Raw genomic sequence first — 15,574 nt, 5'->3', positions numbered from 1 at the left:
CAAAATCTCTTAAAAAACACTTAAATTTTTACTCCATCTATCTTTACAATCCCTCTTTATAATGTGAATTGGACAAGCACCTAAGAGAAAGCAAAACATGTCAGTTTGTACATTCTATTATTAGGGGGAGAATTTGTATGAAAAAGACAGTTGCTTCGTTAGCAGTTATGGCGGCATTATTACCGACATTTTCAGCACATGCGGAAGGGAAAGAGCAAGTTCGAAAATCAGCTACAACTTTTAATGTTATTAGTGACATTCAAGGTGATTTAGGAGATTTTGATCACGTATTAAAAGATATGAATAAAGTAACGCCACTTTCTAGAGCGCTTATTATGAATGGGGATATAACGCCAACTGGACAACAGTCCCAATATGATGATGTGAAGCGTGTATTAAACAAAAATAAGCATCCCGAGAATGTATGGTCAACTGTTGGGAATCATGAGTTTTATGCTGGTAAATGGACAGCTGATGGGAAGTTATCTCAAAGTACATGGCCAAATGGTGTAACTGAGGAAACTTTATTTAACCGCTATCTGAAATTTAGCGGACAAGAAAAGGTATATCATAAAAAAGAATTAGACGGTTATCCGCTTCTATTTTTAGGAACGGAAAAATATATGAAATACCACGATTCAAAAATGTGGGATGAAGTATATATGAGTGATGAACAATTAGGTTGGTTAAAACAAAATTTAGAAGAGTACAGCCAAAAAGATAAAAACAAGCCGATTTTCATTTTTTCTCATCACGTTTTACCTGATACGGTGTCTGGATCAAGACAATCACCGTACTTACAAGATTATTTAAATGTCGATAAGTTGTATGATATATTAAAAGACTATCCACAAGTTGTTTTCTTTACGAGTCACACGCACTGGGATTTAAACTTACCGGACTGGGCTGGTAAAAAGAAAATTGCAGGCGGAGATAAAAAAGGATTTACTGTTGTAAATACGGGCGGGATTGAAACGGGCTGGATGTCGGCTGGACCAAATGGAGGAGAGAAGACTGCTCCTGATGGTTATTCATTTAAACAAGGGTTGCAAGTGAAAGCATATGGTAGCGATGTAATGGTGACAGCTTATGATTACAAACGTGATAAGGAAATAAAGAAATTATTAATTAGTGATTCGAAAATTGCACAAATGGCACCAAATGTAACGGCAGATGATAGTAAAAACATAATCGTCGGTGCAACAGAATACATGGAGTACTCTATAGAAGGAACGGACGAGTGGCATACTTATAATCCAGGAAACCCACCCAAATTTGACGGGGGCAAAATCGTATACGTACGCCATAAAGGCGAAATGAATTTAGAACCAGGATTAACACAGCTACTTCGTTTTTCGGCAAATAAGTGATTGGAGGGAGCCCGCATTTGAATGTGTGAGCTCTTTTTATTTTGTTGTTTTTTGTCGATAAGTCGATATATTTGAAAAATCGCTGATATAAATTAAGAATCGGTCGATATAATTTAAAAATCGCCGATATAAGTTAAGAATCGCTGATATAAATTTCATGTACCGTATTGAAGTTATAATTTCATTCACCAAAACCGAATTCCAACACATTTTTACCCCAGAAAGATGACTTCATCATTTTTACATGTAATAATAGTATCGTTACATACATTGTGAAAGAAGTACAAAGGAGCGTTATTCATGAATTTAGCTAAATTCCCGAGAAAAAAATATACAGAATCATATACACCAATTGAGAAATTAAACAATTTTTCTGAGGCACTTGGCGGGCCGACTATTTATTTTAAACGAGATGATTTACTTGGTTTAACAGCTGGTGGTAATAAGACGAGAAAGTTAGAGTTTTTAGTTGCGGATGCACAGGCGAAGGGTGCAGATACGTTAATTACAGCTGGTGGTATTCAGTCCAATCATTGCCGCCTAACACTGGCAGCTGCGGTGAAAGAGAAAATGAAATGTATTCTTGTATTAGAAGAAGGGCTTGAGCCAGAAGAGAAGCCAGACTTTAATGGAAACTATTTCTTATATCATTTACTAGGTGCTGAAAATGTCATTGTTGTACGAAACGGAGCAGATCTTATGGAAGAGATGCATAAGGTTGCGAAAGAAGTAAGTGAAAAAGGGAATACACCATATGTCATTCCAGTTGGTGGATCAAATCCTACTGGCGCAATGGGATACGTTGCTTGTGCGCAAGAAATTATGGCGCAATCATTCGAGCAAGGAATTGATTTCAGTTCAGTCATTTGCGTAAGCGGTAGCGGCGGCATGCACGCTGGGTTAATTACAGGTTTTGCTGGAACACAAAGTAACATCCCAGTAATCGGAATTAACGTAAGTAGAGGAAAAGCAGAGCAAGAAGAGAAAGTAGCAAAACTTGTAGATGAAACTTCAGCTCACGTTGGTATTCCAAACTTTATCCCGCGCGAAGCTGTTACATGCTTTGATGAATATGTAGGGCCAGGTTACGCGTTACCAACGCCAGAAATGGTGGAAGCAGTGCAGCTGTTAGCAAAAACTGAAGGTATTTTACTTGATCCAGTATACACAGGTAAAGCAGTAGCGGGATTAATCGACTTAATTAGAAAAGGTACATTTAATAAAGAGGACAACATTTTATTCGTACATTCAGGTGGTTCACCAGCTTTATATGCGAATACATCTTTATTCGCGTAAGTATGAAAAAGCATTGGGTATCCAATGCTTTTTGTTATATACTGGAATTATTAGGAGGCCAGAAGGGGGAGTATATGAGTTCAAACTTAAAATGGATGATATACACGATACTCGGTATTTTTATTTTATTAATTTTATTTGTAGCTTATGGAGTTTATTTATATTTCACTTAAGTGAAATGGTAACCGAACCAAAGGAAGAATAAAATAATTGCTGTATTAAATAGAGTAAAACATAACCCGATGATGGCTAAAATTTTTTTCTCAGCTCGGCTACAAAAAGAGATGACCGCTAATAGGATTGCTATAACAGCGGAAGCTAATATGAAGTAAGCGAAAGGCACAACATATTCTAATCCAACCCTGTCTAAAATAGGTGTGAAAAGAAAGAGATTAATAGTAACGAATATACTTACAATGAGAAACGTATAGCTTTTCCAAGTGTATGTTTTTAACTGCATGGATCATACTCCTTTCCTTATATTATTTATATTTTTAACCATAAATTAATTACCTTTATTTTACAATAATCTGGATTGTTATGAAATGAGGTAGATGAATATGAAGGATAGAAATGTGTCTTTAGTTTTTATTATTATCTGTATATTAATAGTAACTGGCTGTTCAAATATACTAGAAAATGAAGAGCAAAGAATTGAAGTGCAAAAAGATATTGGTGATAATGAATATGAAGATTTTAAGGTAGTGACAGATAATAATGAAGTGATGCAAGTAAAGAAAATATTAAAGGATACTATTTTTGAAAATAAAAAAGTGGAAATGTCTCGTCCAGCTGATTATCATTTTATTTTTCAATTTAAAAATCCGAAAATAGAGGCGAAAGCTGTGTTGTATCAAATTTGGATAAGCCCTAATAAGGATACAGTGGAAATCATCTCGGGTGGTAATCGGTACGCTCAATTAGAAGAAAAAAATGCAGCTATTTTGTTTCGGATTGTTACAGGGGAAAAGTTAGCTGAGTAAACTATATTGGATTATAGGGATTCAGTTCATATTTTTCATTTTGAGAGATAATTAGTTTTCAACAATAATAGCTATCTTTTTATGTTGGAATAAACATTGAGAATCGGATAAAATGGAAATTAGACATTGGATTCATGCTCCTTAAGGTGTGCTTTAATCTGCCAACGGATAATAAAACTAGGAAATATATTGTTTTTATAAAGATTCGATGTTATGTTTAGTTTTCTTAATATAATATTTCCCTTATATAGGAGTGGCTATTTGAAGAAATTAATAGTATTAGTTTTATTGGCTACATGCTGTCTCACTATTGCAGGATGTTCTAATAATAGGGTTACAACAAAGGATGAGTCTAAAAATTCAACACCTGTAAAGATTAAACGTATCAATAAAGCGTGGTATAAACATATATAATAGTTTTCAAGAAACTTGAAATTGTTGATGATAAAGATATCATAAGGTGAAATTAGTTAGGCAGATTAGAGGTTGTGAAACCTGGTGACAAGCAGGAAGCATGGTTCGCATTTAAATTAATAAAATATGCGGCATTAAAATATTCACAAAAAAGAGTCTACATGTAGGTCATTTTTTGTGGATATTTTTCATAAATAAGAGATATTCTATGCTGCCTGTCTCTAACTTGGACCTTCTAAAAATTACTTTACTAGGTTAAAATGTTTATAGAGTATCATCCTTCAAAATGCGATGGGTCCCATAATAACTCGATTGATGTGGTCCTTTTTCGCGTTATTTACTATCTTTATATATCTTTCTATTAAAAAATCTAACTTTAATAGATTAAATGAGATAAAACCTAGTTAAAAACAATGAAATTTCAGGAAAAATAAGGTACACTATTCAATGGTTTTGGTTTAAAATCAATTGACGTTAATGTATACGGGGGAAAGATTGATGAACAACAATACAGTAAATGAATCTGTTGAAGAAGTTGAGAAAAAACGGGTAAGATCCAAAAAACGTTTTACAAATTGGAAGCTTATCGCAGCAGGTGGCGGTGTACTTGCACTTCTCCTTGGGGGAATGAGTTATTATCAGGCAACTCACTTCAATTCAAATGTTACGATTAATGATACAAAAGTCGGTGGTATGAGCGCTGATGAGGCAATACAGAAATTAAAAACATCTGGACTAGCAAACAAAGTTTATATTGATCAACAACAAATTTTAAATGAAAAAGAGACAAAAACGGAACTGACGGAAAAAGATTTGCCGCAAGTTAAGAAACTATTAAAAAGCCAGTGGACATTTTTCCCTTCTTCAAAGGAAAAAGATTATTCATTGCTACCAAAAAAGGCAGAGCAGTATCGTAGTGAAACGATGAAAAAACTTGTAGAAGAAAAGCTCGTGTCTATGAATGAAAAATTAAAGGCACCTCAAGATGCTATGGCGAAGCTTGAACAAGGAAAAATTGTTATTTCGAAGAGCGTTGATGGAAAACAGTACGACGTTACGAGTTTACTAAAAGATTACGATAAGCAGAAGCATAAAAGCGAAATTCATTTAAAGTCTGCATACATACAGCCTATTAAAGAAAACGATCCGATTATTAAAAAAGAAGAGAAAGCATTACAGAATCTTCTTACGCAGTCTGTTGATTATAAAGTGCAAAATGAAGTGTATTCATTAAAAGCAAAAGATTTAATTCAAAATGCCACTATGTCAAAGGATATGAAAGTGACAATCGATGCGAGCGATATTAAGAATAAGGTTGCTGAAATTAATAAGGCTAAATCTACATTACATAAAGACTTCGCTTTTAAAACACATTCTGGTTCGGTTATATCAGTAAAAGGACAAGGATACGGCTGGGCACTAGATGTGGAAAAAGAGACAAAACAAGTTGGGCAAGCCTTTGAAAAAGGCGAAAAATCACTTTCTGCTTCTAACATTCACGGGAATGGTTGGGAGAAAGAAGGGATCGGTTATAAAACAACATCGAATAATGGTATCGGAGACACATATGCAGAAGTTTCAATTGCAGATCAACAAATTTGGATTTACAAAGATGGGAAATTAGTCCTCACAACAAATGTAGTAACGGGTAAACATAGCACAGGTGAAGATACATCACCAGGTGTGTGGTACGTTCTATACAAACGAACACCATATACGCTAAGAGGTAGCGCAGTAGGGAAAGCTGATTATGCAGTGAAAGTAGATTACTGGGTTCCATTCACAAATAGCGGTCAAGGATTCCACGATGCTGGCTGGCGAAAAGACTGGGGAAGTAATGCTTATTTAACAGGAGGATCAGGCGGTTGTGTAAACCTCCTTCCTAATGTTGCAAAAACTGTTTATGATAGTTTGAACACGTATGATCCAGTTATCGTGTACTAGAAAATAGGTACGTATTAAGAACTTAAACGAATAAATAAAGCACCTGATGGTACATGAAAAAACACCTCTTGCATTCGCATACAAAGTGTGCAAATGCAATGGAGGTGTTTTTGTTTGAATACAAGAGTTTATTGCTTATAAGAAGTAAAGTGGAGAGAGATTCAGATGAAGAAACAGGTTTTCAAATAGTCAATAAAATTGACACTGAATATCATTTTCATTTATGATGGAATCGTCGTATGTAATTGGACATGAATTTTATGAAAAAGTCTATTTCTTATATTCATATAATAGATTTCTATTAAGGTATCACATTCAAGAACTATTACTAAATCTTTTAAGAACTTAAACGTAGGAAAGGATAATATAAAATGAACTGGAAAAAAGGCGGATTATGGGTTATTATTTTTTTCGTTGTAAAAGGCACAATTTCTACACTTTTAATCGTTACAGGTGCTAAATATTTTGATTTGTCATTTATGCAACTTTTCGTACTAATATTGATCTTATTACTGATTTCTCTCATAAGTCGAAAATTACTGTATAGACATAAACAAAACAAAAAGCAAAAAGAGCTAAATATATAAGGAAGCCCCAGAGACCTTTGGATTTCTGGGGTTTTATTTATTCAATAGTGAGTTTTGGCTCCGTGATACGAATGGTACACCCCATCAGTTTTATCGGTTGTAAATCAAAAGAAAGATACATTTACAAGGACTCTTAACAAGTCTTACGAATCCAAAAGTCTCTTTATTCTTTATTGCGTTTCTGCCGCAGTTTATAGATACAAAGGCTTCAGATCCTATACCTTTTATCATTTTAGGAATTACTTTTACAGTAACTGGACTATTGTGGTGTTTATTTGTTGCTTATTTCTCTTCCTATGTCACCAAAAAATTAAGAGGAAATCAAAAGGTAGGAATGATTCTAAATAAAGTAACAGGACTGATTTTTATTGGGATGGGGTTAAAGTTGCTTCAAACAAAGGCTCCTCAATAAACATGAATAAAAAAAAATGCCCCCTTCAAGAGTTGTTATCTTTGCTTTAAGCTAATTTCTATATATTAAAAAACCTCTTCAAATTTTGAAGAGTTTTTTTGCATGTTATTTTGGTTTATCTAAAAATTTATTTTATAGTGAATGATCTATTTTAATCAATTGTCATGTGAATATGTCCTCCAATGACAAGGTTAAATCCATTCATTTCGTCATCGTAGCTTCGTTATCTTGCTATTACATTCCAAAATGCGTACAATAGCGTGCCTTCAAGGTTATACTGATGCTGGAGGTGATTCAAAGTGACATACGATTGGAAAATGAATTCGAAACAAACTAATTCACAATCAGATTCTTACAAGTGAATTCCATCAGTATACCATTTGGTTTATAAACGAATGTGGAAGTATCTTTCGGAAGATGAGCTTTTCATTAGCTAGAAGATTTTTAAACATCTAGTCATCATTTGAAACTAAAATCGTTTTTATATTAGGTTTCGAATTTTTATGTGGTACAGACATTAGTTGAAAGGTAGGTTTCGCCTGCTTTGACTTATATCGCAAACTTGATAATTTATAAAGCTGGATTTGACGGGGGGATATTATGAAAGGTAGCAATCATTTTAATTTTCACAAGCTTTGGTTAGGACAGTCTATAAGTTTATTAGGTACTCAGTTTACAATAGTAGCTTTGCCGCTTTTTGCATTAGAGGTGTTACAAACAAGTGAAGCAAATGCTGCTATACTTCGTGGGGTTATATTCGTCCCTTATCTAATTTTTGGGTTAGTAGCCGGTGCTTTAATAGACATTTTTCATAGGAAAAATATTTTGCTAATTTGTAGTATATGTCAAGGAGTATTGTTTTTATCAGTATTCATACTGACTGTAACAAATATTATAACATTCCCCTTATTGGTAGTTGTCATGTTTTTAAATGGAATATTCACCACATTTTACAACATCGCTATTCCTTCTTTCTTACCGGAAATAGTAACAGATAAAGACAACTTAAAAAAAGGAAATGCTCAACTAGCACTTTCAGAGTCTCTTTCTATAGTAATTGGTCCTATGCTAGCTGGAATCGTCATTACTCTAGTTGGATTAACAGGTTCATTCACTGTTGACGCAGTAACGTATTTTGTTTGTTTTATGTTTGTATTATTTATTTCAAAGTTTAAACCGCATACAGAGGGTTCTTTAAAAGACGTAAATATAAAATCCATATACCAAAACATATATGAAGGTCTGATATATTTCAAAAAACACCCTGTATTAGAGCCAATTGTGACATGTGGTGCTGTTTACGGTTTTTTTAAATACATACTAAATAGTATTTTAGTAATATTCCTTTATAAGGTAATGGGTCTATCTGAAATTGAAATAGGGTTTGTTGTAGGTTCAGCAGCGGTCGGATTTTTAATAGGTAATACGGTTCTCATGAAAAAAAGTCAACAAATTAATAATACAAAAATGCTTATTTATAGCGCTACTGTATCAGTTACCGGTTTGGCTTTTATACCGATAATGGGATATATGGGAACAATTTACGGTATAGTAGCCGCAAGTATTATACATGGTATGGGAGAAGGTGTATTTGGCCCTTACGCCGCAACTATACGACAACTTGCCTCACCAAATCACATGCTGGGCCGAGTAAATGCTGTACAGCGCACGCTTAATTGGGGAGCTTGGGCATTGGGAAGTTTTGCTAGTGCACTTTTAATTTCTATATTCGGGCTTCAAATTACATTATTTATAGGGGGATTTGGAACAACATTGTGTTTAGTGGCGTTGTTAAGACGAGGCATATTAAAAGGAACTGACATTGAATATACGAGTTCATTTTAGGGGAGCTGATATTGATGCATAAGGTATTAAAAGGAACTGACATAGAAAATAAACCACATATTTTATTTATAGGGGGATGGACAAAGCCTATACAAGATGCATTAGACAGTGGGTACACTGTTTCCTATATAGGATCTTACGCTAGACACATATATTTTGATGGATTTATCTTAGAAAAATGTTTCTATAAAAAAGAAATAGATACAACAAACATACCCTTATCTATATACTATGCTGAAGAATTATTTAAAGAGAAACCTTTTGATGTGGTTGTATCTTTCAACGAAACAGCATTAGATACGGCTTGTATAATTGCAAAGATTTTTAATGTTAAAGGACCTTCTTACAATGCTAATATGATAACTCGTAATAAAGACATGATGCGTGAAATTCTAGCAGGTAAAGACTTTTCGATAGATTCGACAGTTTGTAATAATACTGAAGACATTAATGAATTTTTGAATAAAAAAGATAGTGTTATAATAAAGCCGCCGATTGGGGCAGGGGGTAAAGGAGTATGTAAGCTAGACTCGGGAGATGACGTAGGGGTATTTATTGAAGAAAATGGTATTCAACTACCTGTTTTAGTGGAAGAGTATATTGCAGGTGATATAGTTTATACGGTTGAAACCGTTTCTTATAACAAAAAACATTCTATACTTGCTATCTCAGCTGAAGTATGTAAAGAAGATACATTTCTAATAAACTATACGATTATGCCGGCACCTATAGATGAATCTCAAAAACAATTAATTATGGAGAAAGTAATGATGTTTTTGAACGACATGCAAATGGAAAATGGCATTACTCATACAGAAATAAAGTTAGACAAACAAAATAAGCCAATAATTATAGAGTCTCAAGTTAGAATAGGTGGGGGCAACATCTGGAAGATGGTGGAACTAACAACTGGCATATCTCAATTTGGATACTATTATGATGCGCTAAATACTGAGACTATAGATGAATTTAGATGTGTACCTTCAAAATGTCATGCTATGTCTTTAAGCTTGATTCCAAAACCAGGTTGCTTAAAAGAAATCAAGTATAAAGGGCTAACTAACATATCCGAGGTCGTATTAATTGATCTAGTAGTAAAAGAGGGCGATACCATACCAACTATTATAGATAGCACGCAACGCAAAGGGGCTATATTATTTATGGCTAATGATATAAAACATATGTATGAAGTTGCAGAGGAAATATGTAACAACATAACGTTTGTTTATGAGGATTTCTCAGAATGGAAACCTTCTTTTAAAAAAATATATGTAAAAAGAAATGTGGCAAATGACTGGTCTATATAACAAAGGATAATTTAAATCACATGTCTCTATTAACCAAAAATCGAATAAAAATGTATTAGCTAGAGCCATATTTTTTGATGAAAATGACGAGTTTATATAACGAGTCCTTCAAGATCAATTACAATGAGCCGGTTTATCCTTAGTAGGACAAAAATTGGCTTTTTTGTATGAAAATGTGCTTAGTGTGGTTTTTGTTCGAAATACTGGAGAAATCCCATTGCTATCATGTAAAGAAATACATTCTTCCCTAAAATGAAATTTTAGTTTGATAGCGACGAGCTACTGATTGTGGAAAATCTCCAGGCTTCTATTAGCTGCTTAGTTGAAGAATTTGTTCCATAGCTCTTAAGGTATTGTAATATAAATAATAAAATTATCCTTCTGCCATTCATTTAAGTGGCTCAATCTCTACATCTTATGAATTCCCTGAAAGTACTAAAACTACGCAAAATAATTAACCATCCTATGCAATAAAGTTACTCCACTAAAGGGCCATATTGTGGTACTGTTAAGGAAAAGCGAGTAATTGCGTTGTACAAGGGGGTGTTGGGGTGAATGTAATTGCGTGGTTGATCGTTGCTTGTGAAATAGGGTTTTGGGTTGTTATAACTTTAGGTCTGCTCACACGATATATCCTTAAGAAAAATAAATTAGGATTGTTTTTCCTAGCTTTAACACCTGTTATTGATTTAATTTTATTAGTTGTTACGGGTGTGGACTTGTATCGTGGTGCGACTGCTACCCAAGTGCATGCAATAGCTGCTGTTTATATTGGAATCTCAATCGCATTCGGTAGGAGTATGATTGAGTGGGCTGATATACGCTTTCAATATTATGTGATGAAACAAGGAGCGAAACCAGTTAAAAGATTTGGCATGGATTATGCAAAACACTACTTTAAAAGCTGGGGACAACATGTGCTTGCTTTTCTAATAGGTGCCGGAATTTTATTTGTCTTAATCTATTTAATTAACGATTCTTCGCGAACAGAAGTGTTGGCTGGCTTTCTAAAAGTATGGACACTTGTGTTGGGTATCGATCTTTTGATTGCCATAAGCAATTTTATTTGGCCGAAAAGGAAAAAAGGGTAGCAATTTAATAATATCGCAATTGGGCGTGATTGTTGAGCAAACACAGGTAGAAAAATGATTAAACTTTTTTATGAAAAATGATTCACTAACAACAAAAAAACCAAGCATTTTGACCGAGTTTTTTTCGGAATATTTTGTTTTTACATCAAAAAATCAATTTTTGTAGCATGCTTTTGATCAAACTTTATTACAAACCAACAGCATTTATGGCAAGCTTATGGGTTAATAATTAATCCACGGCGAAGGTATGTTGATTTACGTTAATATTGAAGACGTTGATGATCCACTAAGCTTCGCAAGGAAAGTTAGAAGAGCGTTATGCAATTAACCTATTTATTAAGTTAGATGAGCAATAGGAAAGGATCTTTCGATGGAAAATCCTTTCCTATTATTCGTAAGTAATAGATTATGTTAATTAAAATATCTCGGATTATTAATGCTTTTTCAATGGTTTCACTAAATACTTGAGACAGCCTCTTTCCATTTTTTGCTTCAAGTTCTTTCATACATAAGATGAAGATTTTTATGAATTAGGTTTACTTGACTAGCAGACGAACGTATTTTTTGCAAGAATCGACATAATAATCTCCATTTTTATTGTAGTATCAGTGCTTAGTAGAAAATAAATATATACGACAAATTTTGACAAAGAAAGGATTGTATTTTTGTTATGCTATGAAAGTTATTGATTTGTAATGTGTATATAGGAGGATTTTTAAATGTCAAAGAAATTGTTATTATTTGCACTTATGAGTTTATGTGTAATTGCTTTAAGTGCTTGTAAAGGTAATGAAGAAAAGTTAAAGGGCGCGCCAAATGAGCAAAAAGTGGATGAAGACAAAAAAGTAGAAGAAGAAAAACGTAAACAAGAAGAGCAGCAAAGAGTAGAAGAAGAAAAACGTAAACAAGAAGAGCAACAAAAAGCAGAAGAAGAAAAACGTAAACAAGAAGAGCAGCAAAGAGTAGAAGAAGAAAAACGTAAGCAAGAAGAGCAACAAAGAGTCGCTGAAGAAAAACGCAAGCAAGAAGAGAAGAAGGCTCAGCAACAGCAATCTACACAACAGGAGAGAACACAAAAACAAGAAAAACCGACACAAGCAACAGGTGGGAAACCAACAAGATCACAAATTTCAGTTGGTTCACATGTAGTTATTCAATTGGATAATGACTATAGTAAAACTGTAAGTGGCGTTGTGAAAGATATTTTGACACATAGTGAAACACATACATACGGCATTAAAGTTCGATTACAAGATGGACAAATTGGCCGTGTTCAAAGTGTTAAATAATGAAAAAAAGATTTGACTACTTTTCAAATAAATTAAAATTAAAAAACCCGGTTCTTTCGTAAAGGAACCGGGTTTTGCATTTTGTTGGTGCTACTACACCTCTATTGATTTATCAGATACAAAATAGATGTTTTTATAATTTGAAAGACGAGGAAACGAACTTGGAGGGAGTATTAGAAGCATGTTTAAGAAGATGAAATCAATGGAGAAAAGGAACTGGTTTTTAAGTCTGGGCTATGGACCTATCCTCTCGTTCTAATCCACTAAAAAAAGAACTTCCCCATACCCATTAGACTACTAAGCATTCCAATTCCATTCATAGTGCCTTTTCCTACTGTAAGTAAGTTTCCAAGCATTCCTGGCTGACCGTAACCTCCGTTATTCCCCCATCCCATGGAACTTATCTGTCCGCCCCATCCTGGAGAGTTTCCGAAAATACCCCAGTTATTGTTACTGAATTTAAAAGCTTTAGCTGGCGGTGAGAGTAAGGCGGCAAGATGACCTTGTGCGAACATCCCTGTATGGTTGAATGGTTGAGCCCAGGGGATGGGAGGTTTTTGATAATTAAAACCTGCATGGCTTGGTAATGGGGTCCAATTAGCAGGATGTCCTTGTGGCATCATCCCTGCATAATGGATTGGCTGACCAAAAGAGAAGGGAGGAGGATCGGGAGTGAAAGTCATATAATTGGCTGGTGAATCCGAACCAATTGGATAGAAGCGACAACTCCAATCCTCACAAATCTTCAAACCACTCATTTCGTCAGCTTTATTTATTTGGGGCTGTGAATATAATGATGACATTGAATTTTGGTTATTATATTGTTCCTCGTTTTCCTTTGAATTCACATACCAATATTGGTGCATAAGCTTATTCCCCTTACTTTAAAAATGTAATGTTAGACTTAGCCTATGTAATATTTCTTTTTATGGATGGTTACATAACTAGATTTCCAAGCCTGTATTTAAAGGAATGGGTGTGTGGGCTGTCAGTAAAAAAACATGGATTAAAGTTTCGCTTTATTTTAGAAGGGTATTTTCATTAGCTCTTTTTGTTTATTTTAACCTAATGTAATTTCGGTTAACAAACGTGTTTACATATTCATTCAAAATTTTAAGCTGGGTAAGTAGAATTGCTAAAAAGAGAATATCCATTCGAAGAGTTTGGCAAAATACTGCAAGGGTAATAAATTCTCGTGCAAATATGCAAACGAGTTAAATTAATCAATGGAATTGATAATGAAGGGGCAAATCAATCTATGAGTGAAACGTTACATAAAAGAAAACCACCATATGTAATGCTTGTAATCCTTTTTATTGGGGCATTTGTTTCATTTCTAAATAACTCGCTTTTGAATGTGGCCTTGCCATCAATAATGAAGGATTTAGATATTAAAGATTATTCAACGATCCAGTGGCTTTCTACAGGGTATATGCTTGTAAGTGGTATATTAATTCCGGCATCAGCATTTTTAATAACACGCTTCTCCAATAGGAGCTTATTTATTACATCTATGTTGATTTTTACTCTTGGTACGGCTTTAGCGGCTGTAGCACCGAACTTCGGTTTATTACTTACTGGCCGGATGGTTCAAGCAGCAGGTTCTTCAGTCATGGGACCTTTGTTAATGAATATTATGCTAGTAAGCTTTCCAAGAGAAAAAAGAGGAACGGCAATGGGGATTTTTGGGTTAGTTATGATTACAGCTCCAGCAATTGGACCGACACTATCAGGTTATATTGTAGAGTATTATGACTGGCGTTTGCTTTTTGAAATGATTTTACCGCTAGCAATCATTAGCTTACTGTTAGGGATTTGGAAATCGGAAAATGTCATGAGACAAAACAAAAATGCAAAACTTGATTATCTCTCATTACTATTATCTTCTGTCGGTTTTGGCGGTTTGTTATATGGATTCAGTTCCGCAAGCTCCGATGGTTGGACAAATAAAGTTGTCGTAATAACCTTAATCATAGGCGCTATTGCCCTAATTGCATTCATTATTCGTCAATTAAAAATGAATGAACCGTTATTGGATTTACGTGTTTATAAGTACCCAATGTTTGCACTTGCGTCTGTAATTGCAATTGTTAATGCGGTAGCTATGTTTTCGGGGATGATTTTAACACCGGCTTATGTACAAAATGTCCGTGGTATTTCGCCGCTGAGCTCTGGGCTGATGATGCTTCCAGGTGCGGTGATAATGGGAGTTATGTCACCGATTACAGGTAAACTATTTGATAAGTATGGCCCTCGGCTTCTTGGTATAGTAGGACTTTCCATTACAGCTGTTTCAACTGATATGTTGGCAAATCTGCAAATCGATTCTAGTCACACACATATTATCCTTATTTACACATTGCGGATGTTTGGGATGGCGATGGTGATGATGCCACTTATGACAAATGGCCTTAATCAATTGCCAACTCGCTTAAATCCGCACGGTACAGCTGTTAATAATACAGCTCAACAAGTGTCCGGTTCGATTGGTACTGCTATTCTTGTTACGATTATGAATTCTGTAACAAAAACAAAAGCTGAAAGTTTAATGGCTCATGTAGATCCAACAACCTTCACAGAAGCTACGAAGGCAATGGTAACGCAGAAGGCTTTGTTATCCGGAATTCAGCATTCATTCTATGTAGCGCTTGGCATGAATGTTGTTGCACTACTATTAGTTTTTTTCGTTAAACGTGTAGATACAAGCGCGGAAGCTGTCGAGAGATTAAATCGGTAGAGTGAAATAAAACTCGAGATGATGATTTCTACTAAAAGGGGAAAAGAGATGAGAGAAAAAGTGAAATAATTACACAGAATGAAAAAGGATTTGATATGAATATCAAATCCTTTTTCATTAGCAACAGAGTATACTTGCTTATCGTATTTGTTTGAATTGACATGAGAAACTACTGGTTTTCCTAATACTACAACCTTTAGTTCTCAATTTCTAATAAACATTATAATAATACGCCTCATTGTAATATATTATTTTTTCTGCAAGGTATAAATCTAATGTCAATAGACGGTTTAGATTAC

At 34.4% G+C, this 15,574-nt stretch carries 12 protein-coding genes and 2 pseudogenes; 12 read left to right on the top strand and 2 right to left on the bottom strand.

All coding sequences use genetic code 11. The features are described from left to right. The first annotated feature begins 137 nt into the window (after positions 1 to 137). Positions 138 to 1,370, top strand: a complete 1,233-nt coding sequence (locus ACTFR9_RS08255; RefSeq protein WP_103141436.1) for a DUF4073 domain-containing protein — start codon at positions 138 to 140, stop codon at positions 1,368 to 1,370. A 300-nt stretch (positions 1,371 to 1,670) separates the two neighbouring features. After that, a complete protein-coding gene (locus tag ACTFR9_RS08250) occupies positions 1,671 to 2,666 on the top strand; it encodes a D-cysteine desulfhydrase (RefSeq protein WP_229136736.1) in 996 nt (331 codons plus the stop codon). 169 nt (positions 2,667 to 2,835) lie between these two features. Here ACTFR9_RS08250 and ACTFR9_RS08245 read toward each other — a convergent pair whose 3' ends face one another. Then, positions 2,836 to 3,126 (bottom strand): hypothetical protein, encoded by a 291-nt coding sequence (locus tag ACTFR9_RS08245; protein WP_229136735.1) that lies wholly within the window; start codon positions 3,124 to 3,126, stop codon positions 2,836 to 2,838. A gap of 100 nt (positions 3,127 to 3,226) precedes the next feature. Here ACTFR9_RS08245 and ACTFR9_RS08240 point away from each other — a divergent pair, with 100 nt between their 5' ends. From ACTFR9_RS08240 to ACTFR9_RS08200, 9 genes and pseudogenes are all read left to right on the top strand, one after another. Further along, positions 3,227 to 3,649 carry a hypothetical protein gene (locus ACTFR9_RS08240; protein ID WP_000654991.1) on the top strand — a complete coding sequence of 141 codons (423 nt, stop codon included), beginning with the start codon at positions 3,227 to 3,229 and terminating at the stop codon, positions 3,647 to 3,649. Between the two features lie 912 nt (positions 3,650 to 4,561). Then, entirely contained in the window at positions 4,562 to 6,007 is a 1,446-nt protein-coding gene (locus ACTFR9_RS08235) for a L,D-transpeptidase family protein (protein WP_001064109.1), read from the top strand. 371 nt (positions 6,008 to 6,378) lie between these two features. Then, on the top strand, positions 6,379 to 6,594 hold the full coding sequence (locus tag ACTFR9_RS08230) for a hypothetical protein (RefSeq protein WP_001104100.1): 216 nt from the start codon (positions 6,379 to 6,381) through the stop codon (positions 6,592 to 6,594). Between the two features lie 109 nt (positions 6,595 to 6,703). Next, positions 6,704 to 7,006 (top strand): annotated as a pseudogene (locus ACTFR9_RS08225) (LysE family translocator); the annotation flags it as partial. Between the two features lie 600 nt (positions 7,007 to 7,606). Then, positions 7,607 to 8,851 (top strand): MFS transporter, encoded by a 1,245-nt coding sequence (locus ACTFR9_RS08220; RefSeq protein ID WP_000678801.1) that lies wholly within the window; start codon positions 7,607 to 7,609, stop codon positions 8,849 to 8,851. A gap of 14 nt (positions 8,852 to 8,865) precedes the next feature. Further along, complete coding sequence (locus ACTFR9_RS08215; protein ID WP_000549726.1) at positions 8,866 to 10,158, top strand: ATP-grasp domain-containing protein; 1,293 nt, start codon at positions 8,866 to 8,868, stop codon at positions 10,156 to 10,158. A 551-nt stretch (positions 10,159 to 10,709) separates the two neighbouring features. Then, on the top strand, positions 10,710 to 11,249 hold the full coding sequence (locus ACTFR9_RS08210) for a hypothetical protein (protein WP_001100682.1): 540 nt from the start codon (positions 10,710 to 10,712) through the stop codon (positions 11,247 to 11,249). Positions 11,250 to 11,499: 250 nt separating this feature from the next. Continuing rightward, positions 11,500 to 11,577 (top strand): annotated as a pseudogene (locus ACTFR9_RS08205) (DUF1259 domain-containing protein); the annotation flags it as partial. A gap of 391 nt (positions 11,578 to 11,968) precedes the next feature. Further along, the gene (locus ACTFR9_RS08200; RefSeq protein ID WP_229136734.1) at positions 11,969 to 12,538 is read left to right on the top strand and encodes a YwbE family protein; all 570 of its coding nucleotides are present in this window, start codon (positions 11,969 to 11,971) and stop codon (positions 12,536 to 12,538) included. 263 nt (positions 12,539 to 12,801) lie between these two features. Here the strand turns inward: ACTFR9_RS08200 and ACTFR9_RS08195 are convergent, their stop codons facing one another. Then, complete coding sequence (locus ACTFR9_RS08195; RefSeq protein ID WP_229136733.1) at positions 12,802 to 13,404, bottom strand: hypothetical protein; 603 nt, start codon at positions 13,402 to 13,404, stop codon at positions 12,802 to 12,804. A 392-nt stretch (positions 13,405 to 13,796) separates the two neighbouring features. Here ACTFR9_RS08195 and ACTFR9_RS08190 point away from each other — a divergent pair, with 392 nt between their 5' ends. Further along, positions 13,797 to 15,275, top strand: a complete 1,479-nt coding sequence (locus ACTFR9_RS08190) for a DHA2 family efflux MFS transporter permease subunit (protein ID WP_229136732.1) — start codon at positions 13,797 to 13,799, stop codon at positions 15,273 to 15,275. Positions 15,276 to 15,574: the final 299 nt, after the last annotated feature.

It is taken from the genome of Bacillus cereus group sp. MYBK222-1 (assembly GCF_051916425.1).
Lineage (GTDB): Bacteria > Bacillota > Bacilli > Bacillales > Bacillaceae_G > Bacillus_A > Bacillus_A paranthracis.
Note: the sequence above shows the minus strand (reverse complement) of the source record. Positions and strands in the feature narration are given on the sequence as shown.

Coding starts and splice junctions, on each gene's coding strand:
- ACTFR9_RS08195 (WP_229136733.1), bottom strand. CDS start 13,404: ATGCACCAATATTGGTATGTGAATTCAAAGGAAAACGAGGAACAATAT.
- ACTFR9_RS08250 (WP_229136736.1), top strand. CDS start 1,671: ATGAATTTAGCTAAATTCCCGAGAAAAAAATATACAGAATCATATACA.
- ACTFR9_RS08190 (WP_229136732.1), top strand. CDS start 13,797: ATGAGTGAAACGTTACATAAAAGAAAACCACCATATGTAATGCTTGTA.
- ACTFR9_RS08255 (WP_103141436.1), top strand. CDS start 138: ATGAAAAAGACAGTTGCTTCGTTAGCAGTTATGGCGGCATTATTACCG.
- ACTFR9_RS08220 (WP_000678801.1), top strand. CDS start 7,607: ATGAAAGGTAGCAATCATTTTAATTTTCACAAGCTTTGGTTAGGACAG.
- ACTFR9_RS08230 (WP_001104100.1), top strand. CDS start 6,379: ATGAACTGGAAAAAAGGCGGATTATGGGTTATTATTTTTTTCGTTGTA.
- ACTFR9_RS08240 (WP_000654991.1), top strand. CDS start 3,227: ATGAAGGATAGAAATGTGTCTTTAGTTTTTATTATTATCTGTATATTA.
- ACTFR9_RS08235 (WP_001064109.1), top strand. CDS start 4,562: ATGAACAACAATACAGTAAATGAATCTGTTGAAGAAGTTGAGAAAAAA.
- ACTFR9_RS08200 (WP_229136734.1), top strand. CDS start 11,969: ATGTCAAAGAAATTGTTATTATTTGCACTTATGAGTTTATGTGTAATT.
- ACTFR9_RS08245 (WP_229136735.1), bottom strand. CDS start 3,126: ATGCAGTTAAAAACATACACTTGGAAAAGCTATACGTTTCTCATTGTA.
- ACTFR9_RS08215 (WP_000549726.1), top strand. CDS start 8,866: ATGCATAAGGTATTAAAAGGAACTGACATAGAAAATAAACCACATATT.